The organism is Streptomyces sp. ICC1 (genome assembly GCF_003287935.1).
In the GTDB taxonomy this organism is placed as follows: domain Bacteria; phylum Actinomycetota; class Actinomycetes; order Streptomycetales; family Streptomycetaceae; genus Streptomyces; species Streptomyces tritrimontium.
Genome location: NZ_CP030287.1, coordinates 4801069 through 4824272, shown reverse-complemented (window position 1 = coordinate 4824272; position 23204 = coordinate 4801069). Strand labels below are relative to the sequence as shown.

The following is a 23204-nucleotide window of genomic DNA, read 5'->3' as shown; positions in this document are numbered from 1 at the left end:
GGCCGGGCCGGGTGTCAGAGCGGGAGGGGGATCAGGCGGCGATCCAGTCGGACGTCGCGATGACCGGCTGCACGCCGTCGCGGTGGACGGTGCCCTCGATCAGGCCGTACATCCGGTCCGCCGCGAAGTAGACCTCGTTGTCGTTCTTGAGGCCGAAGGGCTCCAGGTCGACGAGGAAGTGGTGCTTGTTGGGGAGGTTGAGGCGCACCTCGTTGACCTTGGGGCAGTTGTCGAGCACGCGCTCGGCCATCTGGTTCAGGGTCTGCTGCAGCGAGTAGGAGTAGGTCTCCGCGAAAGCTTCCAGCATGTGCTTGCGGACCTTCTTGTACGACTGGTCCCAGTCGTACTCCGGGTCGTCGGCGGCGAGCGCCGAGTGCGCCCAGCGCGAGGTGACCTTGGTCGCCAGGATGCGGTCGTACGCCTCCTGCAGCGTCGTGTACTTGTCCTTGATGAACCCGTGGAACTCGGAGTTGGTCGAGTTCATCACGGTCAGGTCCTTCAGACCCGAGATGACCTGCAGGCCGGTCGTCTCGCTGTACGTGATCTGCGCGGTGCGCACCTCGGTGCCCTTGAGCGAGAAGGAGTGCTGCTCCTTGCGCGTCGGGACCGGGATCCGCTCCCAGGCGTACTCCTCGATGCGGATCTGCGCCTCGCGGATCGGCTGCTGGGAGGAGACGAAGTGCTTGGCGAGCAGGATGCCGAAGGCCTCCGGGGAGGCGATGCCGTGCTCCTTGCCGAAGGCGTACACCGTGTTCTTGGTGGTGTCGGTGGGCAGGCAGTTGGCGTTGTCGCCGGTGAGGTGGACGTCGCGGAACTCACCGCGCAGGGCGACCGACACGTTCAGGTCGCGGATCTCGTGCCAGGATCCTCCCCCAGACTCCGTCTGGGAGGTGCCCCCGGTGCCCTTGCGGGTGACCTTGACGATGCGGTTCTCGGCCTTGCCGTACTGGTTCTGGGCGAGGATGTGCTTGCTCATGCGCTGTCTTCCTTCGGTCCTCGGGAACACGGAGTCCGGTTGTCCGGATCCCGTACGCCCGGCGTCCGGCGGACGCGCAGCCCGCCCCCCGCCGTTCGGCCACACGCGTGGATCATCATGTGGACCGCCCCGGGACTGACGTGCATCCCGGTCCGTAGGTGCCTGCTGATTCCAGCACGTTCACATGCTGTTCGTAAGGGAGCGGAACCTCCGAGAACAGGCACCCACGATTTGGGCAACCGTACGATCTGCGCAGGTCAGACCGTGTGCGCGTCGGCCACTGTCAGGGCTTCGTCGAGGATCGCCAGGCCCTTGGCGACGTCCTCGGCAGCGATGTTGCAGGGCGGCGCGACGTGGACGCGGTTCCCGGCGAGCAGCGGCCACATGCCGCTCTTCTTCAGGGCCGCCCCGAGCTCCGCCATCGGCGCGTTGTCGGCGCCCGCCGCGTTGTACGGGACCAGCGGTTCGCGGGTCTCCTTGCTGCGGACGAGCTCCAGGGCCCAGAAGGTGCCGAGCCCCCGGACCTCGCCGACCGACGGGTGGCGCTCGGCGAGGGCGCGCAGGCCCGGGCCGAGCAGCTCGGCGCCGGTGCGGGCGGACTGCTCGACGATGCCCTCCTCCTCCATCACGTTGACCGTGGCGACGGCGGCGGCGCAGGCCAGCACGTGCCCGGAGTACGTCAGCCCGCCCGGGTAGGGGCGGCGGGCGAAGGTCTCGGCGATGGCGGCCGAGATGGCGACGCCGCCGAGGGGGACGTACCCGCTGGTGATGCCCTTGGCGAAGCAGATGAGGTCGGGGGTGACGTCCCAGTGCTCGGAGGCGAACCACGTGCCGGTGCGCCCGAAGCCGACCATGATCTCGTCGAGGATGAAGACGATCCCGAAGCGGTCGCAGAGCTCGCGGACGCCGGCCAGGTAGCCGTCGGGGTGCACGAGCACGCCCGGGGCGCCGCCCACGGTCTCCAGGATGATCGCGGCGACGGACTGCGGGCCCTCGAAGACGATGGTGTCCTCGAGGTGGCGCAGGGCGCGCTCGCACTCCTCGGCGGGGGTGGCCGCGTAGAAGGGCGAGCGGTAGGCGAACGGCCCCCAGAAGTGGACGACGCCGGCCGTGGCGGAGTCGTTGCCGAAGCGGCGCGCGTCGCCCGTGAGGTTGATCGCGGTGGAGGTGGCGCCGTGGTACGAGCGGTAGGCCGAGAGCACCTTGGTCCGGCCGGTGTGCAGCCGGGCCATGCGGACGGCGTTCTCGACGGCCTCGGCGCCCGCGTTGGTGAAGAAGACCTTGTCGAGGTCGCCCGGGGTGCGCTCGGCGATGAGGCGGGCGGCCTCGGAGCGGACGTCGACGGCGAAGCCGGGGGCGACGGTGCAGAGCTTCGCGGCCTGCTCGGCGATGGCCGCGGCGACCTTGGGGTGCTGGTAGCCGATGTTCGTGTAGACGAGGGCGCTGGAGAAGTCGAGGAAGCGGTTGCCGTCGTAGTCCCAGAAGTACGAGCCTTCGGCGCCGGCGACGGCGAGCGGGTCGATGAGCTCCTGGGCGGACCAGGAGTGGAAGACGTGCTTGCGGTCGGCTTCTTTCACTGCCGCCTTGGCGGCGGCGCGGGCATCGGCTTCTGCGTTCATATTCCGAGGGTAGTTGTCCACGATGTGGAACCGGCTGGGGCGGGGCTGGGGCGGGGCTGGGGCGGGACTGGGGTGCCGGGCCCGGCCGGGCGGTCAGACCACGTGTCGGCCGCCGTCGACGGTGAGGACGTCGCCGGTCGTGTAGGCGGCGTTCACCAGGTGGAGCGCGGCCTCGGCCACGTCGTCCGGGGTGCCCACGCGGCGCAGCGGGGTGTTCTCGGTGATCCACTCGCGCGAGCTCTCCCAGACCTGGTCCTCGCCCTCGTACCAGGGGGTGTCGATGAGGCCGGGCGCGATGGCGTTCACCCGGACGGCGGGGCCGAGCTGGGAGGCCAGGAGCCGCGTCATGCGGTTGACCGCGGCCTTGCTGACGGCGTACGGGATCGAGCCGTAGGTGTCGATCGCGGTCCGGACGATGCGCCGCGCGTCGTCCGCGTCCGCGACGTCGCCGCGTACGTAGACGGCGTCCGGGAGCTCGGCGGCGAGGGCCTTGCCCGCGCCCTCGCTGCGCGCGGAGTTCAGTACGACGCGGATGCCGGCCCCGGCCAGCCGGCGGGCGACGCCGGCGGGCGATGCCGGCGCCGAATCGCGCGTTAGGAACCCGTCAAGGCCGCGCCACCCGGCGTATGGGCCCCGTCAAGGGAGCCCGTGAGGCCTCGAAGAGGGGTTCCACTCAGAGGTGTCCGAAAAACACCCTCCGAATCCTCCGGGAGTCACGATGGCCGATCTGGCCTTCGTCTTCGTCACGATCGCGGTCTTCGCACTGGTGGTCCTCGTCGCCAAGGGGGTGGCCAAGCTGTGAACGCCGAAAACGTCATCGGCCTGCTGGTCGCCCTCGGACTGCTGGGTTACCTCGTCCTCGCCCTTGTGTTCCCGGAGAGGTTCTGAGCCCCGATGAGTCCCGTTCTTGCCGGGGTGCTCCAGCTGCTCGCGCTCATCGCGGCCCTGGCCCTCGCCCACCGCCCCCTGGGCGAGTACATGGCCCGCGTCTACTCCTCGAAGAAGCACTACGCCCCCGAGAAGTGGATGTACAAGGCCATCGGCGCCAACCCCAACGCCGAGATGCGCTGGCCCGCCTACCTGCGCGGAGTCCTCGCCTTCTCGGCGGTGAGCGTCCTCTTCCTCTACCTGCTCCAGCGCCTGCAGGGCCACCTGCCCGGCTCGCTCGGCTTCGCCTCCATCAAGCCGGACCAGGCCTTCAACACGGCCGCCTCCTTCGTGTCGAACACGAACTGGCAGTCGTACGCCGGCGAGCAGGCCATGGGCCCGCTCGTCCAGACCGGCGGCCTGGCCGTGCAGAACTTCCTCTCCGCCGCCGTGGGCATGGCCGTCGCGGTGGCCCTCGTACGGGGCTTCGCGCGCTCCCGCACCGGTGAGCTCGGCAACTTCTGGTCCGACCTGGTGCGCGGCACCGTCCGCATCCTGCTGCCGCTGGCGGCGGTCGCCGCGATCGTGCTGGTGGCCTGCGGGGTCATCCAGAACTTCGCCGGCGTCCACCAGGTCGGCCAGTTCGTCGGCGCACCGCAGCAGTGGAACGGCGGTGCCGTCGCCTCGCAGGAGGCCATCAAGGAGCTGGGCACCAACGGCGGCGGCTACTTCAACGCCAACTCCGCCCACCCCTTCGAGAACCCGACGCCCTTCTCGAACCTCTTCGAGATCTTCCTGATCCTGCTCATCCCCTTCGCGCTGACCCGCACCTTCGGCCGCATGGTCGGCTCGGTGCGCCAGGGCTACGCGATCCTCGCCACGATGCTCACCATCTGGCTCGGCTTCACCGCCCTGATGATGTGGACGGAATTCAGCCACCACGGCCCGGCGCTCCAGGCCGCCGGCGGGGCGATGGAGGGCAAGGAGGCCCGCTTCGGCATCGGCGCCTCGGCGATCTTCTCGGTCGCCACCACGCTGACCTCGACCGGCGCGGTCAACTCCTCCCACTCCTCCTACACCGGGCTCGGCGGCGGCATCCAACTACTGGGCATGCAGCTCGGCGAGATCGCCCCCGGCGGCGTCGGCTCCGGCCTCTACGGCATGCTGATCATGGCGATCATCGCGGTGTTCCTCGCGGGCCTGATGGTCGGCCGGACCCCCGAGTACCTGGGCAAGAAGATCGGCACCCGCGAGATCAAGTTCGCCGCCTGCTACATCCTCATCACCCCGACCCTGGTGCTCGGCTTCACCGCCCTGGCGATGGCCCTCCCGACCCCGGTCCACTCGATGTCCAACGGCGGCGCGCACGGATTCTCCGAGGTCCTCTACGCCTACACCTCGGCCGGCAACAACAACGGCTCGGCCTTCGCGGGCCTGAACGCCAACACCCAGTGGTTCAACACGACCACAGGACTGGCCATGCTCCTGGGCCGCTTCCTGCCGATGGTCTTCGTCCTGGCCCTGGCCGGCTCGCTCGCCGAACAGCAGCCCGTCCCGGCGACGGCGGGCACCCTGCGCACCGAGAAGCCGCTGTTCTCCTTCCTCCTCGTCGGCACGATCCTCATCGTCACCGGCCTCACCTACTTCCCGGCCCTCGCCCTGGGTCCGCTCGCCGAAGGGCTCGCCTCATGAGCACCGCCACCCCCACCCGTGCCCCGCACGGAGACCTGCCCACCGGCCACAAGCCCGAGAGGGCCCGGATCGGCGGCGGCATCTTCGACCCGAAGCAGCTGCTGAAGTCCTTCCCGGACGCCGTGCGCAAGCTCGACCCCCGGGTGATGGTCAAGTCCCCGGTCATGTTCGTGGTGCTGATCGGTTCCGTCCTCACCACCGCGCTGGCGATATCCGACCCGGGCAACCTCTTCGGCTGGGCGATCACCGTCTGGCTGTGGCTCACCACGATCTTCGCGAACCTCGCGGAGGCCGTCGCGGAGGGCCGGGGCAAGGCCCAGGCCGACACCCTGCGCAAGGCCAAGACCGACACCGTCGCCCGCCGCCTGAACGGCGCCGTCGAGGAGCAGGTGCCGGGCACCGAGCTGCGCATCGGCGACCTGGTCGTGTGCGAGGCCGGGGACGTCATCCCCGGCGACGGTGATGTCGTCGAAGGCGTGGCCTCGGTCGACGAGTCGGCCATCACCGGCGAATCGGCCCCGGTCATCCGCGAGTCCGGCGGTGACCGCAGCGCCGTCACGGGCGGTACGAAGGTGCTCTCCGACCGGGTCGTCATCAAGATCACGACGAAGCCCGGCGAGACCTTCATCGACCGCATGATCAACCTGGTCGAGGGCGCGTCCCGGCAGAAGACCCCCAACGAGGTCGCCCTCAACATCCTGCTGGCCTCGCTGACCATCGTCTTCCTGCTGGCCGTCGTCACCCTCCAGCCCTTCGCGATGTACGCGGGCGCCAAGCAGTCGATGATCGTGCTCACCGCGCTGCTGGTCTGCCTGATCCCCACCACCATCGGCGCCCTGCTCTCCGCCATCGGCATCGCGGGCATGGATCGCCTGGTCCAGCGCAACGTCCTGGCCATGTCGGGCCGGGCCGTCGAAGCGGCCGGCGACGTCTCGACGCTGCTCCTCGACAAGACCGGCACCATCACCCTCGGCAACCGCCAGGCCTCCGAGTTCGTACCGGTCACCGGCACGGACGAGGCCGAACTGGCGGATGCCGCCCAGCTCTCCTCCCTCGCGGACGAGACCCCCGAGGGCCGCTCCATCGTGGTGCTCGCGAAGGAGAAGTACGGACTGCGCGAGCGCCACCAGGGCGAGCTCGCGGGCGCCGAGTGGATCCCCTTCACCGCCCAGACCCGCATGTCGGGCGTGAACGTGGACGGCCGCGAGGTCCGCAAGGGCGCCGCCTCCTCGATCACCGCGTGGGTCCGCGAACAGGGCGGGACCGTCGCCCCGGACGCGGGCGCGAAGGTGGACGAGATCTCGGGCTCCGGCGGCACGCCGCTGCTCGTGGCCGTCCAGGACGGGAAGGGCGCCCGGATCCTGGGTGTCATCCACCTCAAGGACGTGGTCAAGGAGGGCATGCGCGAACGCTTCGACGAGCTGCGCCGCATGGGCATCAAGACCATCATGATCACGGGCGACAACCCGTTGACCGCGAAGGCCATCGCGGAGGAAGCGGGTGTCGACGACTTCCTCGCGGAAGCGACGCCCGAGGACAAGATGGCCCTCATCAAGCGGGAACAGGCCGGCGGCAAGCTCGTCGCGATGACCGGCGACGGCACCAACGACGCCCCTGCGCTCGCCCAGGCGGACGTGGGCGTCGCCATGAACACCGGCACCTCGGCCGCCAAGGAGGCCGGGAACATGGTGGACCTGGACTCCAACCCCACCAAGCTCATCGAGATCGTGGAGATCGGCAAGCAGCTGCTGATCACCCGCGGCGCCCTCACGACCTTCTCCATCGCCAACGACGTCGCCAAGTACTTCGCGATCATCCCGGCCATGTTCGCCGTGGTCTACCCGGGCCTCGACAAGCTCAACGTCATGGGCCTGCACTCGCCCGACTCGGCGATCCTCTCGGCCGTCATCTTCAACGCGCTGGTCATCATCGCCCTCGTACCGCTCGCCCTCAAGGGCGTCCAGTACCGGCCCACCAGCGCCGACAAGATGCTCCGCCGCAACCTCGGGCTCTACGGACTGGGCGGCCTCATCGCCCCGTTCATCGGCATCAAGCTCATCGACATGATCATCTCCCTCATCCCCGGGCTGGGCTGACACATGAACAACTCCGTGGGCAACACCGCCCGCCTCCTCGGCGCCGGCCTCCGGGCCCTGCTCGTCCTGACCGTGCTGTGCGGGGTCCTCTACCCCCTCGCCGTCACGGGCATCGCCCAGGCCGCCTTCGGCGGCAAGGCCAACGGCTCCGAGATCAAGGACGGGAGCGGCCGGGTCGTCGGCTCCTCCCTGATCGGCCAGTCGTACGGGGACGACCCGCGCTGGTTCCAGGGCCGCCCGGCCGCGGGCCTCGGCAAGAACACCGTCAACACCCGGTACGAGCTGCTGGTCTCCGGAGCCACCAACAAGGCGGCGGACAGCCCCGAGCTGCGGAAGGCGGTGGAGGAGGCCAAGGCCAAGGTCGTCCTCGACAACACCGTCCCCGGATACGCCCCGCGGCCTTCCGAGATCCCGGCCGACGCGGTGACCTCCTCGGGCTCCGGGCTGGACCCGGACATCTCCCCGGCGTACGCGGAGCTCCAGACCGCCCGCGTCGCGGAGCGCAACCACCTCCCGGTGGCGGAGGTCGCCAAGCTGGTGAAGGCCCACACCGAGGGCCGCACCCTCGGCTTCATGGGCGAGCCGCGGGTCAACGTCCTGGAACTGAACGTGGCCCTGAAGGCCCTCGCGGAGAAGTAGCGGAGAAGTAGCTGCGGCCGGACGGGCCCCCGGCCCCTACCCCCGGACCACGAGGACCGTCTTGCCGGGCGGGAGGGTTCCCGCTTCCGCCCGCGCGTGTACGTCGGCCAGCGCGCCCAGCGGGTACAGCGCGGCGGGGGCCGGATCGAGGTGGCCCGCGTCGACCAGGGCGGCCAGCCGGGCCAGCTGCCCGGTGTCGGCGCGGGCCACCAGGTGCGTGCCGCCGGGGACCGGGGTGGCCACGGACACGGCCCGGCCCCGCCCGTCGGGGTCGAGCAGGGCGGCCAGTTCGGCGGCCGCCCCGGGCCCGATCGGGGCCAGGTTCAGCACGGCGTCCAGCGGCCGCCCCTCCCCCACCGCCTCGCGGAGCGGGCCCGCGCCGGCGACGAGCACGCGCCCCGCCCCGTACCGCCGTGCCGCCTCGACGCCGCGCGGGGTGGTGACGGCGATGACCTCGGCCCCGGCCCAGCGGGCCAGCTGCAGCGCGAGGCCGCCGACGGCGCCCCCGGCGCCGTTGACCAGGACCCGGCTGCCGGCGGTGACGCCCGCCGCCTCGAACAGGGCCTGCCAGGCGGTCAGTCCGGCCACCGGGAGCGCGGCGGCGGCGCTGAGGGAGACCGACTCGGGGGCGGGGACGAGCAGTTCGGCCGGGACGGCGGCGTACTCGGCGGCCGCGCCGCCCGCGTCGAGGCGGCCGATGACGCGGGCACCGGTGCCGACGACCGTGCCCGCCAGGTCCCAGCCGGGGACGTGGGGGAACTCCAGCGGCAGGACACCGCTCAACAGTCCGGCGCGCAGGGCCAGTTCGGAGGGATTGAAGGAGGTGGCCGCCACTTCCACGAGCACCTCGCCGGGGCCCGGGACGGGCCGCGGGACCTCCTCGAGGCGCAGGACGTCGGGGCCGCCGTAGGCGTGGAACCGGACGGCGCGCATGACGCCGGTCCCGGACGGCGCCTCTGCTGCGCGCGGGTTCGCCTGTGCTTGTCGCGTGGTCGATGTCATGACACCGAAGCTACGAGCGGGATCGAAGACTTCCAATGCGGCAGGATCCTTGATCCTTGCGCGATCGTCTACGCTGCCTGCCGTGGACGTGCTCAGCGATGTCATCGCGCTCATGCGGACCGGAAAGCCCACCTCGGCGCTCGTCCGGTGGCACGCGCCCTGGGGCCAGCGCTTCCCCGCCGTCCCCGGCGCGGCCGGCTTCCAGGTGGTGCTGAGCGGGAGCTGCCACCTGGTGTCCGAGGACGGCGGGCCGGCCGTCGAACTGCGCGCGGGGGACGTCCTGTTCATGCCGCACGGGAACGGCTACACCCTGCTCGGCGCACCGGATTCGGCCGTGGCCGAGCCGTCTTGCAGCGCGGCGGCCGGACCCGGCGGCGGCCCGGTGCTGGTCAGCGACACCGTCGGCGAGCCCGGCGCCGGTCCGGTGACCGTCACCCTGTGCGGGGGCTATCGGCTCGACGCCGAACTCGCGCATCCGCTGCTGCGCGAACTCCCCGCCGTCGTACGGCTGTCCGGCGGCCCGGACGGCGTCCCCGGGGTGGCGGAGGCGGTGGCCCTCCTGGCCCGCGAGGCCGACCCGGCCCGCGCCGGCCTCGGCGCCGACACGCTGGTGCCCGCGCTGCTCGACGTCCTGCTGCTGTACGTCCTGCGGGCCCACTACGAGGACGGCGGCCCGGGTGGGGGCGCGGGTGCGGGTGCGGGCACGGGCACGGGTGCGGGTGCGGGCGCGGGTGCGGGTGGCTGGGCCGGGGCCCTCGCGGATCCCGGCATCGGCGCCGCCCTGACCGCCATGCACCGCGAACCGCAGCGGCCCTGGACGGTGGCCTCCCTCGGCACGCGGGCCGGGATGTCCCGGGCCGCCTTCGCCCGCCGCTTCCACGACCTCGTCGGACGGCCGCCGCTCGCGTACCTGACGTGGTGGCGCATGACCACGGCCGCCCGCCTGCTGCGCACCACCGACACCCCCCTCGCGGCCCTGGCCGCCGGCTCCGGCTACTCCTCGGAATACGCCTTCGCGCACGCCTTCAAACGCGCGTACGGGATCCCCCCGGGCCGCTACCGGGCGGCGCGACCCGGTGGACCTTTCCGGTCACAGCACTAGAGCCGCTCGGCGAGGGCGCGGGCCATGGCGAGCGTCGGGGCCGCCTCCCGGACCCGGCGGTAGGGGGTCAGGTCGCGCAGCAGCCGGCCGAGGGCCTCCCGTACCGCGCGGGACTGCACGGCCGGGGCGGCCGTGAGGAACTCCCGCCAGTGCGCGCACGCCCGGGTCAGGTGCCCCAGGCGCAGCAGCGTCTCGGCGAGCGCGGCGTGCGTGAGCGCGGTGGCCCGGTGCTGTCCGGCCGCACGCCCGCGCAAGGACCGCTCCCACGCGTCCGCCGCGGCCGGGAACTCGCCCAGGGCGAGGTGGGTCCGGGCCCGGGCGAAGTCGAGGTCGGCGCGGGCGTACGAGTCGAAGGGGCCGCCCCGCGGGTTCGCCGCGTGGCGCGCGTGCAGCAGATCGGCGGCGGCCAGGTCCGCGGCGGCCGCCGCCCGCTCACCGGCCCGGGCGCCCGCGGCCGCCCGCTGGACCAGGAGGAAGGCCAGCGTGCCGGGTTCAGCGTCGGCGGGCGCGGTCTCCACGGCCAGCCGGGCCAGCCGCAGCGCGTGCGCGGGCTGCCCGACCCGCCCGGCGTGCGCGCTCATCGCGCGCAGCGTGATCGCGTACAGCCGCCGGTCCCCGGCCTGCCGGGCCAGCCCGAGCGCGATGCCGTGGTATTCCTGCGCGAGCCCGTGATGGCCGGCGTCGGCGGTCATGTCCCCGAGCAGGTGGGCGAGTTGCGCGTACCCCCGAAGTACGTCGTCCTCCGCCGCCCCGGGGCCGGGTACGCCGGCTTCGGCACCGGCCGCGGGAGCCGGGCGGGCCGCGCCCGCGCGCAGCCCCGTACCGCCGCGGACGGCGAGCAGACCGCCGGAGGTGGCGCGGCGGGCGGCGAAGGCGCCCGCGTCCTGGGCCAGCCAAGCCGCCAGGGCCGCGCGGGTGCGGGTGCCGCCGTGGGTGAGGTAGAGGCCCGAGAAGCACCCCGGCCGCGGTCAACCTGTTGCCGCTCGCCCCCGCCGCCCGCGCCCTGGCCGAGGCCGCCGAGCAGCCGGGCTGGTCGGGGCTGCGCCACATCGGCTGGGTGCACGCGCGCCCCACCGAGGCCGCCGCCCTGGTCCGGGCGGTCGGGCCGGAGCCGGCCCTGCGGATGCTGCGGCGCCTGTCGGGGATGCAGCCGGCGGCGGCCACCACCGAGCTGGACCTCCCGCCGGTCGGCGCCCGCTACCTCAGCCGGGCCGCGGCGCCCGCCCTGTCGGCCGTCCGGCTGCCGGAGCGGGTGTGAGCGCGGCCGTGCGGCCGTGGCGGGAGCCGCGCGCCCGGTCCGTACCGCCCCCGCCGCCACGACCGCCGCCACGGCCGCTGTCTCCGTCTCCGTCTCCGTCGCCAACGCCGGATCCCCGGGCTCCCCCGGCCGCGGGGCGACGGGGCCGCGGACGGGGTCCCATGGCCAACGCATATGCGTATGGATCATTCATGGATCAAGGACAAGCCGCCCCGCCCACGCCCGCAACTCGCGCGGACGACCCGTCACATCGGCCCGCTTGACAGCTTTTCGCATGGGGCAGAACGTGCCGCCGCACCGACACGCCCGGTTCCCGCGCTTGACGTTCTCACCCGTTCGGGCGCACGCCTTCCACAACCCGGTCCGCCCCGGCCCACCGGCCGCGAGCTGCGAAGACGCACCGCCCGAAGGGCGGCGGACCGGTGACGCGCCGTCAGTTGGCCGTGTTACGCGCGGTGGCGGGGCGCGCGGAAGGGTCCACTGCTCTCAGGCACCGGCCGCCCGAGCCGGACCAGGAGGGATTCCCATGCCCCGCGCCAAGTGGGTCGTCGGCGTACTGACGGTGGCTCTGCTGCTCACCGGCCTCGGGGTGTTGCGCACCACCGAAGGAGGCGGGCCCGCCGCCCCGACCGCCGGCGACGCCCTGCCCTCACGGGTCCTGGGGCTCTCCGGTCCGCGCCGGCTCGCCCGGCAGCTGGAGAGCTCCGGCGGGCACACCACCGGCAAGGGGGCCCGGCGGCCCGTACGGTCGAGCGCCACACCCCTGCCGCGGTCCCTGCCGCTGCGCCTGGTCATCCGGAGCCTGCAGGTGGACGTACCGCTGACGGGCACGACACCGGCCGGCCCGGCGGACGGCGGGCCGGCCGGGACCGACGCACCGGCGGGCGTCGGCGCTTCGCCGAGCGGCACCGCATCGCCCGGCGGCAGCACGCCGGCGGGCGGCCCGGACCGTACGGAGGGGGCCGTCTGGGATTCCGCCGGCCCGGCCCCGGGCTCGGCCGGCACCGCCGTCGTCTCCGGGGACTTCCTGCGCCTCGCCGAACTGCGGCGCGGACAGACGGTCGAGATCCCCCGCGCCGACCGGCGTACGGCCGTGTTCACCGTGTACCGGGTCTCCCCCGCCGGAGTCTCCGGACGCGGCGGCCCGGCCGGCCGGGCCCAACTGCGGCTGATCAGCGGAGAGACGGCCGTCCTCGCCCGCCTGACCGGCCACCGCCGAGCCCCCCGCTGAGCGGGGCGGGCAGCCCGCGGAACCGTCACCCCCCTCGGCCACCTGTCTGCCGAGGGGGGTGACTTCGTCCCCCGGTCGGGGGACGCGGGCGGCCGAGCCGGGAGCCGGCCCGCGTGTCGGGGCACACCCTTCGCATGAACGGGACGCGGCGTGCGCGGACGACACTGGTCAGGGCCCTGAGGGTGCCCCTGACGGTGCTCTGCGTCGTACTGCTGTGCGTGTTCGGCGCCGGGCAGTCCGGGCCGTCCCCCGCGACGGCCGCCGGCGCCCGCACGGCCCCCACCGCGCCCGCCGAGCCCACCGAGGCACCGGCCGACGCGGCCGGGGACCCCGAGGTGCGCCAGGCGGTACGGGCGGCCGTGCGCGGGTTCGCCGGCGTACGCGGCCTGCAGCGGCCGGTGTTCCGGCCGGCGCACCCGGGCTTCGAGGAGCCGGGCCCGCGCCCGGCGGGCGGAGCCGCGCACGCGGCGTCCCCCTGGGTGGTCCGGAGTGTGGTCCTGCGCTGCTGAGCGGGCCCCCGAGGCCGTCCCGCCCGTGCGGCGCGACGACCCCCGGCCGCGAGCAGCAGTGGCGCGCCCGCGCGCGCATCCCCCACACCCCCGAGCACCGTGAGGTTCCGCCATGCCCTTCGACCCGTACCTCGCCCTGAACGCCATGCTCCGCGCCGAGGCCTCCCGCTTCTCGCCGCCGGCCCCGCCGGTCCGCCAGAGCGAGCCCGAACCGGCCCCGGCCGCCGAAGTGCCGGCCGCCGAGGGCAAGGCCGAGTAGCACCCTCGGGTACACCTTCGGGAAGACATGAGGTGGCACCGGTTCCCGCGCCGTCGGCAACGGAGAGTGGTCACGTGAGGTTCGACCACGGAGCACGGGAACCGGCGCCACTGCCCAGTGTCGGCCGCGGGGGCAGCCGCCCGCTGCGGCCCATGGTCCGGATTTTCCTCGCCGAAAGTACTGTCCGAGCCCCGTATCCCCGATGACATTCGGCCATCGGGCAGGGATCATGGACAGGTCTGAGGGTTCGCGCGTGCCTGACCGCTGCCGGGGGGACCGGTCGGGCAACCGCCGTACGGCGCCGCACCCGGATCGACCCCCAACGCTTCGTCGAAGGAACCCTGCCCGTGCGTCCCACCCGTACGACGGTCCTGCTCACCGCAGGCCTCGTCACCCTCCTCGGCATACCGGCCACCGCCGTCGCCGGCGCCTCGGCCGCCTCGGCCGCCTCCGCCGCCTCCGCCTCGGAGACTCCGGCCGACCTCTTCGTGAACGGCGGCGCGGACTCCCACTGCTCCGACACCGGCGCGGGGACGAAGGCCGCCCCGTTCTGCACGATCGCGCCGGCGGCCAAGGTGGTCAAGCCGGGCCAGACGGTGCGGATCGCGGACCAGGTCACCTACCCGGGAGCGCTGACGATCGACCGGTCCGGCGAGCCGGGCAAGCCGATCACCTTCGCCGTCGAGGGCAGCTCGGATTCCCCCACGGCCGCCGTGGAGAAGAGCCTGACCATCAGCGGCGCCTCCCACGTGGTGGTCCGCGGGCTGTCCGTCCGCACCGGCGTCACCGTCAGCCGCTCCCACGACGTGGTGCTGGAGCGGTCCAACTTCTTCCGCGGCATCCTCAACGGCATCGTCATCGGCGACGGAAGCACGGACGTGCGCGTCAGCCAGAGCGTCCTCGGCAACCCGCGGATCGAGGGCGGCGCCCAGCGCACCGTGCTGAGCCGCAACCTGATCCACGGTCCCGTGCGGGTCGGCGGCCCCTTCGGCCCGGCCGTCGCGGTGGTGGACGCGCCCGGTACGGCGCTCACCAACAACACCTTCAGCGGCGGCTGCGAGACGGCCGTCTCGTTCAGCGGCGCCTCGACCGGCTCGTCGGTGTCGAACAACGTGCTCCCGGCCGAGAGCCACTCCACCCAGTGCCCGGCGGACAAGTCGCGTAAGGCCGTCGTGGTGGAGCCGAGCGCGGTCTCCGGCACCCGCGCCGGCCACAACCTCTTCGTGGGACCCCCTGGGCTCGCGCAGGTCCCGTACACCTGGGCCGGCACGGCCTACACGTCCCTGTCGGCGTTCCGGACCGCGACCGGCCAGGGTGCGGGCGACCTCTCCACCCCGGACCCCGGCCAGGTCGACTCCCTGAGCGTCGACTCCGGTGACCCGACGGCGCCCGGCGCCCTCCTGACCGGCGACATCGACGGACACCCGGTCGCGGACGACCCGCGCGTCGTCAACAGCGGCAAGGACGGCGGGTACGTCGACCGCGGGGCCTACGAGACCGGCGACCGCCTGCGCACCGTCTGGATGTTGGTCGACCAGACCTGGGCGCCGGTCGGCACGAAGGTGCAGGTCCAGGCCGTCTCGGACAGCGACTGGCCCACCGCGATGTCCTACGCCGTGGACTTCGGCGACGGGACGGCCCCGGTCGTCGTCAAGCCGGCCGACCCCGGCACCCTGGGCGCCATCGCCACGCACACCTACGCCGCTCCGTGCGCGTGCGTGGTCAAGGTGACGGCGTCCAACACCGCGGGCCAGAAGGTCACCACCGAGGAGCAGATCAAGGTGACCCCGGCCGGTTCGCTGGCCACGGCCTTCACGGTCAAGCCGGAACTGCCCACCAACCAGAGCCCTCTCAGCGGTGTCCTGCCGCTGACCGTTTCCGTCGACACCGCGGGCACCACGGCGCCGTGGCCGGTGACGAGCGCGGACGTGGACTTCGGTGACGGCACCACCGCGCACAGCACCGACGGCCGCTTCTCCTCCTACGCCTACAAGCAGCCGGGCGAGTCACTCGGTGAACCGCCGGTGAGCTGTCGCCCCCGACGGCCCGAACGATGCCGCAGGCACCTGCTGCCAGGTACAACCCGACGTCGCCACGAACACGATCGCGGCAAGCACCTCCCGGTCGCCGTGCCGGCGCCGACCACCGCCCTGCGGCCGCGACGGCGCCTCCGGCACCACCCGCTGGAACAGCTCCCACAACTCGTCCGACACCAGCCGTTCAACGATCCCCACCATGGACAACAGCCTACCGCGAAGCCCAGATGAGATGACTTCTAAAGACCTCACCAAGACCACCCGATGATCACGACGCGATATGCCCTGGGTGACGCGCTGAGGTGCCGGACGCCAAGGGCGGGCAGGAGTTGAGTCAACGGTCAACCAGCCGTGGATGAGGGGTCTCACCCAGTGGATTCCGCGTCCGCGTCGGTGCCGTAGGTGCCGACCGGGCCGCGGGGAAGCATCCGGTCCAGCCACCTCGGCAGCCACCAGTTGGTCCGGCCGAGGAGTGTCATGGTCGCCGGTACCAGCACCATGCGTACAACAGTGGCGTCGATGAAGATCGCGGTGGCCAGGCCGAGCCCGAACATCTTGGTGGAGGGGTCCTCGGCGACGGCGAAGGACAGGAAGACCGCCACCATGATGAGGGCCGCCGAGGTGATGATCCGGGCGGTGCGCGAGACGCCCTCAACGATCGCCGTGCCGTTGTCGCCGGTGCGCAGGTACTCCTCGCGTACGCGGGAGAGGAGAAACACCTCGTAGTCCATCGACAGGCCGAACAGGATGGCGAAGAGGAACATCGGGATGAACGACACGATCGGAACCGTCGCTTCCAGCCCGATGAGTGCGCCTCCCCAGCCCCACTGGAAGACGGTCACCATGATGCCGTAGGCCGCGCCGATGCTCAGCAGGTTCAGCAGTACCGCCTTGAGCGGTACGAGTATCGAGCGGAAGACCAGCATCAGCAGCAGGAACGACATCGCCAGCACCGCGACGACGACCACCGGCAGGCGTTGACTGGTGCGTTGGCCCACATCGGACAGGCTCGCGGCGGCGCCGCCTACGTGGGCCCTGGCCGGGCCGTGCCCGACCGCCGTGGGCAGCACGTCGGTGCGCAGCCGGGCGATGGTGTCGGCCGTGGCCTTGTCCTGAGGGCTGGTGGTCGGGAACACCACGAGGGTCGCGATGCCGGTGGCCCGATCGATGTGCGCCGGCGCGACGGATGCGATGCCCTGATCCGCCGCGACCGCCCCGACGAGTCGGTCCAGTACTCCCGGATCACCGGCGGAGTCCGCGGCGATGACGAGGGGACCGTTGGTGCCCGGGCCGAACCCCTCGGCGACGAGGTCGTAGGCCCGGCGCTCGGTACGGCTGTGGGGCAGTGAGCCGTCGTCGGGCAGGCCGACGCGCAGGCCGAGCACGGGCAGCGTCGCGGTCAGCAGCAGCCCCGCCGCGCCGACCGCGTACGGCACCGGGTGCCGGCTGACGTGCCCGATCCAGCGACGCCACCCGGCGGCGTGGGCGGCGCCTGCCGCCGGGTGGCGCCGCCGTGCGAGTCGGCCCAGCTTCCTGGTCTGCAGAGCCCGGCCGATCCGGCCGGTCCGGGCCAGGCGTGGGCCGGCGGCGCCGAGGAAGGCCGGCAGAAGCGTCACCGACGCGAGCACCATGGTCAGGACGACGATCGAGACGGCAAGCCCGCCCACCGTCATGAACGGCACGTTCGCGACCGCCAGGCCGAGGATCGACACGACGACGGTGCCGCCGGCGAAGACCACCGGCCGCCCCGCCGTTGCCACCGCTCGTCCGGCCGCCGCCTGCGGATCGAGCCCGCACGCGAGGTACTCCCGGTGCCTGGCGAGAACGAACAGCGCGTAGTCGATGCCCACTCCGAGCCCGACCATGCTGCCCAGGACCGGTGCGAAGGTGGGGACCTCTGTCACCCCTGCCAGTACCGTCATCGTGGCGACCCCCACGGTCAGTCCGAAGACCGCCATGCCGATCGGCAGCGCGGCGGCGACGAGCGAGCCGAACACCAGGAACAGGATCGCGGCCGCGGCGAGGAGACCGATCAGCTCGCTCGCGCCGCCGTCGGGGTCGGAGAAGGCGTAGAAGAGGTTGCCGCCCATCTCGATGCGTAGGGGCAGTTCGACGCGCAGCCGGTCGCCGAGATCGACGAGGGCGTCGAGGTCTTCGGCCGACAGCCGGCTCTGGTCGGGGTACTGCACCCGGACGACCGCGATCCGCCCGTCGGCCGAGACAAGGCCGCCGCGCACGGCGGTGTCCCCGCCCGTGTCGAGTGCCCCCGCCGGGTCGCTCGTGCCGAGCACGTGCGGCAGCCGCTTCACCTCGGTCTGCAGCCGCGTGAGAGCGGTGCGCGCGCTGCCGTGGTCGAAGAACGTCGCACCGTCGTCGAGGGGGGTGACGACCACTTGGGCGGTCATCCCCTCCTGGCCGGTGCCGGCCCGCTCGATCAGTTCCGCGGCCCGTTGGGAGTCCAGTCCCGGAGCGGTCATCGAGTCCGCGGTCCGCCCGCCGAAGGCCACGGCGGAAAGGACGGCGAGCGTGGCGGCGATCAGCCATGCCGCGATCACCCGCCAGGGATGGCGGGCGGCGCTTGTGCCCAGGCGCAACAGGGCTTTCGAGAGCATCGGGTCCTCCAACCACCTTGTCGGCCGTCCTTGTACGGCCGCCGATGCCGAGACTCGTCGCCACGGCGCTCCGCGGCATCGGCCCGCGGGCCGCGGATCCGTCAGCCCCGGGGCGGAGTGACGACCCGTCCTTTCGGCCGATGCGCGGCACGCCGCGGCCCCTAGGCTGAGAACCGTGCTGCGAGACGACCTGCGAACCTTGTGGACCGAACCCCGGCCGCCCGACGCGCCCGCCCGGGTGCGGCGGGACTGGGCGCTGCTCGCCGCGGTCCTTGCCGGTGTGGCGCTGGAAGCCACCCTGCGCGAGCAGGTCGTGTGGCGGCCGGTGGCGGTGGTGTTCGCCGTATGGCTGTGCCTGCTGCCCCTGTGGCGCCGGACCCGCCCGCAGGCGATGGTGACGCTGGCGTTCGGCTCGGTGATCCTGCTTCAGGTGGCCTCCCTCGTCGCCGCACCGCGCGAGCCCGTAGGCCTGTACGCCGGCGCGGTCGTACTCGTGCTGGTGTACGCGCTGCCCCGGTGGGGATCGGGACGCGAGATCGTGCTGGGCGGCGCGGTGATCCTCGCGACCGGCGCGCTGTGTTCCGTCACGGACGAGACCCCGGTCCTCGAAAATGTCGTGGGCTTCGTCTTCCTGCTGCTGCCCGGCGTGGTCGGGGCTGCCGTGCGGTTCCGGGTGACCGCTCGCGAGCGGCAGTTGGAGCAGGTGCGCTCCCGCGAGCGCGAGCAGCTCGCCCGGGAACTGCACGACACGGTGGCCCACCACGTGTCGGCCATGGTGATCATCGCCCAGGCGGGCCGGGTGCTCGCGGGCACCGACCCGTCCGCCGCCGTCGAGGCGCTGGAGGGGGTCGAGGAGGAAGGGGCGCGCACGCTGGAGGAAATGCGCGCCATGGTCGCCGCGATGCGCGACCGCGGGGTCGGCGCCGAGCTGGCGCCCCTTGCCGGAGTCGCGGATCTGGAGCGCCTGGTGCGCACCCCGGGTGGTCGCCTCAGGGTCGACCTGGGGCTCGACGGCGAACTGGACGCGCTGCCCCCGGCCGTGGACGCGGCCGTCTACCGGATCGTGCAGGAGTCGGTGACCAACGCGCTGCGCCATGCGGTCGACGCGACCGAGCTCGTCGTCCGGGTCGCCGCGGAACGGCACACGGTACGGGTAAGCGTGCGCGACAACGGTCGGCGCACCGGCCGGGGTCGCGACGGATACGGACTTACCGGACTGCGCGAGCGCGCGACCCTGCTTGGCGGCACACTACGAGCCGGCCCGGGTACCGACCGGGGCTGGCATGTCGAAGCCGAACTGCCGAGAGCGAGGAGCGAGAGCGGTGTCCATTCGCGTCCTCGTCGCTGACGACCAGACGATCATCCGCACCGGGTTGCGGATCATACTGAACGCCCAGCCCGGCATCGAGGTGGTCGGCGAGGCCGCCGACGGGCGGGAAGCGGTACGTCTGGCCCGCGAACTACGCCCCGACGTCTGCCTGTTCGACATCCGCATGCCCGTACTCGACGGGCTCGAGGCCACCCGGCTGGTCGCCGGCCCGGGCGTCGCCGACCCGCTGGCCGTGGTCGTCATCACCACCTTCGACCTCGACGAGTACGTCTACGGCTCACTGCGTGCCGGCGCCCGCGGATTCCTCCTCAAGGACACGGGACCGGACCTTCTGGCGCAGGCCGTACGGTCGGCGTCCGACGGTGAGGCGCTCATAGCGCCCAGCGTCACCGTCCGTCTGCTCCAGGCATTCGCGGACCTGCCCGCCGGCCGGCCCGTGGCCCAGCCGGTCTCCCCCGTCACCGCCCGCGAGGAGCAGGTGCTCCTCGCCGTCGCTCGCGGGCTGACCAACGCCGAGATCGCCGATGCACTGCACATCAGCCTCAGCACGGTGAAGACGCATCTGGCCAGCCTGATGGCCAAACTCGGCGCCCGCAACCGGGTCGAGATCGCGATGTGGGCCTACGAAACGCGCCGTATCCTCCCCGGAAACTGAGCTGGGTGCCGGGCTATGTCCCATGAGAGCCTGACGACTTACGAGGCGGGCCCTGAAGTGGATGCTGTTCTGTGTGCGAAGTACGGTCTCGACAGCGATCAGTTGGAGGACAAGCGCGGCGCGTCCCGCGTGTTCGACGGGGACGGTGATGGCTCCAGTAGACCCCGTGGTGCAGCGGCTCCCACAGGGCGCCTGGGAGGGCGATGCAGAGCCGGCCGGTGAGCCCGCGTCCGGCGCCGGGTCCGGTGCCGCCGTAGGGCTGTCCGGAGCGGGGTGCGTCTTCGGGGACGGGGCTCCCACTTCCGCAGCCACCCCCGCTCGTCGAGTCCGGCTCGCAGCGCAGGCGCCAGCGCGAGGACCCGGCTCGTACGGTGCTGGCGGCTCGCCCGCAGCCGCTCCCGGACCGCCCGCAACCCGGCCCGCGCAGCGCGCAGTCCAGCGCCCCGAAGCCCCGCAAGGCGCTCCGGTACCTCCTCGTCCAGCCAGGCCGTCTTGCTGTCCCGGTGTACGCGGACGAGGGCGTCGAGACAGCGGAGTTGATGCGCGACGTGTGATTTGCGGTGGTTGGTGACAGGGCTTTCAGTAGGGTGTTTTGGCTGGTGGGCGGGTTGTGGGGTGTCGTTCTGCTGCTGAAGGCCGGTGCCGTTTCCCGCTGAGAGGGCGTTTCATCCCGTTGTTTCATCCCAGATTGCCGGGTTGAGGGTAGTTCATGCGCCGCGCCAGCTGGGGGTGGATTCGGCGGTGAGTCTGCGGGTCATGAGGTTGATCATTGCGAGGTGGATCATGGCTTCGGAGCGGTGGGGGCAAGCTTCGTAGTCGCGGGCCAGGCGGCGGTGGTTCATGAGCCATCCGAGCGTTCTCTCGACAGTCCAACGGCGGGGCAGGACGGTAAATCCCCTGGTGGTGGGGTCGCGTCGGACGATGTGCATGTCGATACCGAGGGTTGCGGCGTATTCGACGAGGTGCTGGCGGTAGCCGCCGTCCACCCAGGTCTTGCGGACGGTGGGATGCTCGACGGCGACCCGCTCGATGAGGGTCTGGCCGGCGATCGAGTCCTGCACGTTGGCGGCGGTGACCAGAACCGTGAGGAGGAGCCCGACGGTGTCGATGACGATGCTCCGCTTGCGGCCGACGATTTTCTTCCCGGCGTCGATCCCCTGCTCCGAGACGGGCACATTGGTGGACGTCTTGATGCTCTGGGAGTCGATGACAAAGGCGGTCGGTTCCTCCTCCCGGCCTTCCTGCCTGCGCACTTGCCGGCGTAGGAGACTGTTGAGCTGATCGAAGACACCTTCTTCCCGCCAGCGGGCGAAGTAGGCGTAGACGGTGTTCCAGTGCGGGTAGTCGTGCGGAAGGTAGCGCCACGGGATGCCCGTCCGGTTCACGTAGAGGACTGCGTCCAGCAGGCTCCGCAGATCGTGGTCCGGAGGCCGGCCGATGTCCAGGCCGCGGCCACGGCGCTCGGACCGCCAGGCGGTCAGGACCGGCTCGACCAACTCCCACCGGGCATCGGACAGATCGCTTGGGTATCGGCGGCGTTCAGGCATGATTCCGGGCTACCCAGGCGGCCCAGGCGCGCGGACCGGCGCCCGAAGCACACAGCGCGAAGCCCGGCGCCTTGGGATGAAACAGGAGGAGGCAGCCCAAGACGTCCGCCTGGCAGCCACTTTCGCATCATGAACCACACGAACCCCAGCAGCCCCGACCAGCCACAATCCCATACCAGCTCAAAAGACCTCAATAAAGAGCTAAACGCCCTCTGACCGAGTACGGCCACCGCTTGGGCCCGCCGCCCGGAGCACTCAGACGGTGACCGAAATGACATGGCATCGCAGGCGAATGCCCGCAAACACCGTGTGGAGATGCGTGAGCTTTTCTGGTTGAGGGCGCGGGTCAGGTCGCGGTTGGCTGCTCGGGCGGCTTCAAGTTCGGCTTGACGCTCCTCAAGCGCGCGTCAGCTCAACATTGCTCTGTTCGAGCCTGGTGATCCGACTGTTCAGCTCGGCAACGTCGCCGGGTGGCCCGAGACCGGAGGCCCGCCAGATCTCTTCGCCGAGCGCCTTCGACAGGCGCTCTTCGAGCTGCTGGACGCGCGCGGCCAAGCGGGCACTGCGGGCACCCGCATTGGCGAGATCGGCCTGAAGCGATACCGAAGTGACTGTTGGCCCAGTCCCGGGCGGCCTGGCCGGTTCGTGCGCCGCGGTGTGAAGTGCGTCGAGGAGGTCGCGATGGCGGTAGAGGAAGGTGCGGTCGACACGGGCGGCGCGGGCGATGGCTGAGGCGGTCAGTGGGCTTCCCTCGCGCCGTGCGGTGGTGATCGCGCTCGTCACGCGGGCACGGCGGCGTTCGGTATCGGCCTGGCGGCCGTCGTTCATGGCGGTGGTCACGACGGGGGGATCCTTGAGGGTCGGACGTCGGGCAGGGGCTGGCCGACGCGAGGCATGCCGAGGTGGACGGTGCGCGAGCGGCGCACAAGGGTGGCGGCCTGTTCGATCTGCGCGCGGTCCTCGGCGGTGAGCTGGTCGAGGTCGGAGCTGACGCGGTCTGTGAGCCGGCGGACCCGGCTGATCTCCTCCTGCGAGGGCATGGCCTGGGTACGGGCCCATTCGTCGGCTTCGAACGCGGACATCAGCCGTTCCCGGCTGCGCAGCAGGTCGGCGAGGTGGGCCTGGAGGTCGGGGAGGTAGGAGACGTCGGTGGAGAAGTGCTCACAGCCCAGGCACCGGAACCGCAGCGGGCACGCGTGGCCGCCCGCGGCGACGTTGGAGGGTTCGCGGCAGACCCCGTACGGGGTGGCGACCTCCCCGATCGCACGCCGGACATGCTCGAAGTCCAGAAGGCTCTGGACCTCGCGCCAGACCCGGTTGCCGTGCCGGTCGAACTGCAGGGCCGTGACCCGGTCGACGGCTTCCCTGCGCCGCTCCGCACCGACCCGGTAGTAGCCCTGGGTGGTGGAGATGAGCCGGTGGTCCATCAGCTCCTCGAGGACGTCGGGGTGCACTCCGGCGTCGGCGTGCCGCTGTGCGTAGCAGTGCCGGTAGGCGTAGGGGAAGACGCGGGTCTTGTCGAAGGGCACCAGGTGGGTGACCGGGGTGCCGGCCTCGGTGGTGATGACCGGGACGACGAGGTCAGGCAGCGAAGCCACCCAGGTGCCGTGGGCCAGAGTGATGTCCTTGTACGTCTTGGTGCCCTCGGGGTTCGTTCGAGGCCGGGGCAGGAGCTTGAGCCGGGCGGCTCGGTGGCCGGGAAGCGGTCGCGGACGCGTTGCTGCTGGCGGCGGATCACCTCGGCGGTCTCGCCGCCGAAGGGGAGACGGCGACC

21 protein-coding genes and 2 pseudogenes are annotated in these 23204 nt (G+C 72.2%); 13 read left to right on the top strand and 10 right to left on the bottom strand.

Annotation, left to right across the window (positions count from 1 at the left end):
- Positions 1 to 31: 31 nt before the first annotated feature.
- The 3 genes from pucL to DRB96_RS46320 all read right to left on the bottom strand — a co-directional run bounded on the left by pucL (position 32) and on the right by DRB96_RS46320 (position 2979).
- Positions 32 to 976, bottom strand: coding sequence for a factor-independent urate hydroxylase (gene pucL, locus DRB96_RS22735; protein ID WP_112450120.1), 945 nt, complete (start codon positions 974 to 976; stop codon positions 32 to 34).
- A gap of 257 nt (positions 977 to 1233) precedes the next feature.
- Positions 1234 to 2595: an aspartate aminotransferase family protein gene (locus tag DRB96_RS22730; protein WP_112450119.1), complete on the bottom strand. Its 1362-nt coding sequence runs from the start codon at positions 2593 to 2595 to the stop codon at positions 1234 to 1236.
- Between the two features lie 93 nt (positions 2596 to 2688).
- A complete protein-coding gene (locus DRB96_RS46320) occupies positions 2689 to 2979 on the bottom strand; it encodes an SDR family oxidoreductase (protein ID WP_343234702.1) in 291 nt (96 codons plus the stop codon).
- 295 nt (positions 2980 to 3274) lie between these two features.
- On the opposite strand from DRB96_RS46320, the gene DRB96_RS45975 reads away from it, so the two are divergent.
- Genes DRB96_RS45975 through kdpC form a run of 5 tightly spaced genes read left to right on the top strand, consistent with a single transcriptional unit; the run spans position 3275 to position 7889 of the window.
- Positions 3275 to 3397: a hypothetical protein gene (locus tag DRB96_RS45975; protein ID WP_275432009.1), complete on the top strand. Its 123-nt coding sequence runs from the start codon at positions 3275 to 3277 to the stop codon at positions 3395 to 3397.
- The gene (gene kdpF / locus DRB96_RS22720) at positions 3394 to 3483 is read left to right on the top strand and encodes a K(+)-transporting ATPase subunit F (protein WP_112450117.1); all 90 of its coding nucleotides are present in this window, start codon (positions 3394 to 3396) and stop codon (positions 3481 to 3483) included. Before DRB96_RS45975 ends, kdpF begins: the two co-directional genes overlap by 4 nt.
- Before the next feature lie 6 nt (positions 3484 to 3489).
- Positions 3490 to 5154, top strand: coding sequence for a potassium-transporting ATPase subunit KdpA (gene kdpA / locus DRB96_RS22715; RefSeq protein ID WP_112450116.1), 1665 nt, complete (start codon positions 3490 to 3492; stop codon positions 5152 to 5154).
- Complete coding sequence (kdpB, locus tag DRB96_RS22710) at positions 5151 to 7250, top strand: potassium-transporting ATPase subunit KdpB (protein WP_112450115.1); 2100 nt, start codon at positions 5151 to 5153, stop codon at positions 7248 to 7250. The genes kdpA and kdpB overlap by 4 nt, the downstream gene beginning before the upstream one ends.
- Positions 7251 to 7253: 3 nt before the next feature.
- Positions 7254 to 7889: a potassium-transporting ATPase subunit KdpC gene (gene kdpC, locus DRB96_RS22705; RefSeq protein WP_112450114.1), complete on the top strand. Its 636-nt coding sequence runs from the start codon at positions 7254 to 7256 to the stop codon at positions 7887 to 7889.
- Between the two features lie 36 nt (positions 7890 to 7925).
- On the opposite strand, the gene DRB96_RS22700 is transcribed toward kdpC, so the two are convergent.
- Entirely contained in the window at positions 7926 to 8891 is a 966-nt protein-coding gene (locus DRB96_RS22700; protein WP_343234561.1) for an NADP-dependent oxidoreductase, read from the bottom strand.
- Positions 8892 to 8973: 82 nt separating this feature from the next.
- On the opposite strand from DRB96_RS22700, the gene DRB96_RS22695 reads away from it, so the two are divergent.
- Entirely contained in the window at positions 8974 to 9993 is a 1020-nt protein-coding gene (locus DRB96_RS22695; RefSeq protein WP_112450112.1) for an AraC family transcriptional regulator, read from the top strand.
- On the opposite strand, the gene DRB96_RS22690 is transcribed toward DRB96_RS22695, so the two are convergent.
- Entirely contained in the window at positions 9990 to 10685 is a 696-nt protein-coding gene (locus tag DRB96_RS22690; protein ID WP_112450111.1) for a hypothetical protein, read from the bottom strand. The genes DRB96_RS22695 and DRB96_RS22690 overlap by 4 nt on opposite strands.
- Before the next feature lie 284 nt (positions 10686 to 10969).
- Between DRB96_RS22690 and DRB96_RS22685 the strand changes: the two genes are divergently transcribed.
- The 5 genes and pseudogenes from DRB96_RS22685 to DRB96_RS44825 form a co-directional block, all read left to right on the top strand.
- On the top strand, positions 10970 to 11251 hold the full coding sequence (locus DRB96_RS22685) for a hypothetical protein (RefSeq protein ID WP_112450110.1): 282 nt from the start codon (positions 10970 to 10972) through the stop codon (positions 11249 to 11251).
- Between the two features lie 526 nt (positions 11252 to 11777).
- Positions 11778 to 12482, top strand: a complete 705-nt coding sequence (locus DRB96_RS22680) for a class F sortase (protein WP_112450109.1) — start codon at positions 11778 to 11780, stop codon at positions 12480 to 12482.
- 134 nt (positions 12483 to 12616) lie between these two features.
- Positions 12617 to 12991, top strand: coding sequence for a hypothetical protein (locus DRB96_RS22675; RefSeq protein ID WP_162689084.1), 375 nt, complete (start codon positions 12617 to 12619; stop codon positions 12989 to 12991).
- 112 nt (positions 12992 to 13103) lie between these two features.
- A complete protein-coding gene (locus DRB96_RS43870; RefSeq protein ID WP_204357794.1) occupies positions 13104 to 13250 on the top strand; it encodes a hypothetical protein in 147 nt (48 codons plus the stop codon).
- Positions 13251 to 14773: 1523 nt separating this feature from the next.
- A pseudogene (locus tag DRB96_RS44825) lies at positions 14774 to 14992 on the top strand (PKD domain-containing protein); the annotation flags it as partial.
- 267 nt (positions 14993 to 15259) lie between these two features.
- Here the strand turns inward: DRB96_RS44825 and DRB96_RS43140 are convergent.
- Positions 15260 to 15487 (bottom strand): annotated as a pseudogene (locus tag DRB96_RS43140) (transposase); the annotation flags it as partial.
- 164 nt (positions 15488 to 15651) lie between these two features.
- Positions 15652 to 17898 (bottom strand): MMPL family transporter, encoded by a 2247-nt coding sequence (locus tag DRB96_RS22665; protein WP_112450106.1) that lies wholly within the window; start codon positions 17896 to 17898, stop codon positions 15652 to 15654.
- A gap of 175 nt (positions 17899 to 18073) precedes the next feature.
- Here DRB96_RS22665 and DRB96_RS22660 point away from each other — a divergent pair, with 175 nt between their 5' ends.
- Positions 18074 to 19246 carry a histidine kinase gene (locus DRB96_RS22660; protein ID WP_112450105.1) on the top strand — a complete coding sequence of 391 codons (1173 nt, stop codon included), beginning with the start codon at positions 18074 to 18076 and terminating at the stop codon, positions 19244 to 19246.
- A complete protein-coding gene (locus tag DRB96_RS22655) occupies positions 19221 to 19883 on the top strand; it encodes a response regulator transcription factor (RefSeq protein ID WP_112450104.1) in 663 nt (220 codons plus the stop codon). The genes DRB96_RS22660 and DRB96_RS22655 overlap by 26 nt, the downstream gene beginning before the upstream one ends.
- A 707-nt stretch (positions 19884 to 20590) precedes the next feature.
- Here the strand turns inward: DRB96_RS22655 and DRB96_RS22645 are convergent.
- The 3 genes from DRB96_RS22645 to DRB96_RS44820 all read right to left on the bottom strand — a co-directional run bounded on the left by DRB96_RS22645 (position 20591) and on the right by DRB96_RS44820 (position 23028).
- Entirely contained in the window at positions 20591 to 21430 is an 840-nt protein-coding gene (locus DRB96_RS22645) for an IS5 family transposase (protein ID WP_112450102.1), read from the bottom strand.
- Positions 21431 to 21826: 396 nt separating this feature from the next.
- The gene (locus DRB96_RS22640) at positions 21827 to 22270 is read right to left on the bottom strand and encodes a hypothetical protein (protein ID WP_239516504.1); all 444 of its coding nucleotides are present in this window, start codon (positions 22268 to 22270) and stop codon (positions 21827 to 21829) included.
- Positions 22267 to 23028, bottom strand: a complete 762-nt coding sequence (locus DRB96_RS44820; RefSeq protein ID WP_239516503.1) for a hypothetical protein — start codon at positions 23026 to 23028, stop codon at positions 22267 to 22269. The genes DRB96_RS22640 and DRB96_RS44820 overlap by 4 nt, the downstream gene beginning before the upstream one ends.
- Between the last annotated feature and the right edge of the window lie 176 nt (positions 23029 to 23204).

What these genes read in the sequence shown, in the direction of transcription:
- DRB96_RS22665 (WP_112450106.1), bottom strand. Translation starts at nt 17,898, where the DNA reads ATGCTCTCGAAAGCCCTGTTGCGCCTGGGCACAAGCGCCGCCCGCCAT.
- DRB96_RS22680 (WP_112450109.1), top strand. Translation starts at nt 11,778, where the DNA reads ATGCCCCGCGCCAAGTGGGTCGTCGGCGTACTGACGGTGGCTCTGCTG.
- DRB96_RS22645 (WP_112450102.1), bottom strand. Translation starts at nt 21,430, where the DNA reads ATGCCTGAACGCCGCCGATACCCAAGCGATCTGTCCGATGCCCGGTGG.
- kdpB (WP_112450115.1), top strand. Translation starts at nt 5,151, where the DNA reads ATGAGCACCGCCACCCCCACCCGTGCCCCGCACGGAGACCTGCCCACC.
- kdpC (WP_112450114.1), top strand. Translation starts at nt 7,254, where the DNA reads ATGAACAACTCCGTGGGCAACACCGCCCGCCTCCTCGGCGCCGGCCTC.
- DRB96_RS22675 (WP_162689084.1), top strand. Translation starts at nt 12,617, where the DNA reads ATGAACGGGACGCGGCGTGCGCGGACGACACTGGTCAGGGCCCTGAGG.
- DRB96_RS22730 (WP_112450119.1), bottom strand. Translation starts at nt 2,595, where the DNA reads ATGAACGCAGAAGCCGATGCCCGCGCCGCCGCCAAGGCGGCAGTGAAA.
- DRB96_RS22690 (WP_112450111.1), bottom strand. Translation starts at nt 10,685, where the DNA reads ATGACCGCCGACGCCGGCCATCACGGGCTCGCGCAGGAATACCACGGC.
- pucL (WP_112450120.1), bottom strand. Translation starts at nt 976, where the DNA reads ATGAGCAAGCACATCCTCGCCCAGAACCAGTACGGCAAGGCCGAGAAC.
- kdpA (WP_112450116.1), top strand. Translation starts at nt 3,490, where the DNA reads ATGAGTCCCGTTCTTGCCGGGGTGCTCCAGCTGCTCGCGCTCATCGCG.
- DRB96_RS43870 (WP_204357794.1), top strand. Translation starts at nt 13,104, where the DNA reads ATGCCCTTCGACCCGTACCTCGCCCTGAACGCCATGCTCCGCGCCGAG.
- DRB96_RS22700 (WP_343234561.1), bottom strand. Translation starts at nt 8,891, where the DNA reads ATGACATCGACCACGCGACAAGCACAGGCGAACCCGCGCGCAGCAGAG.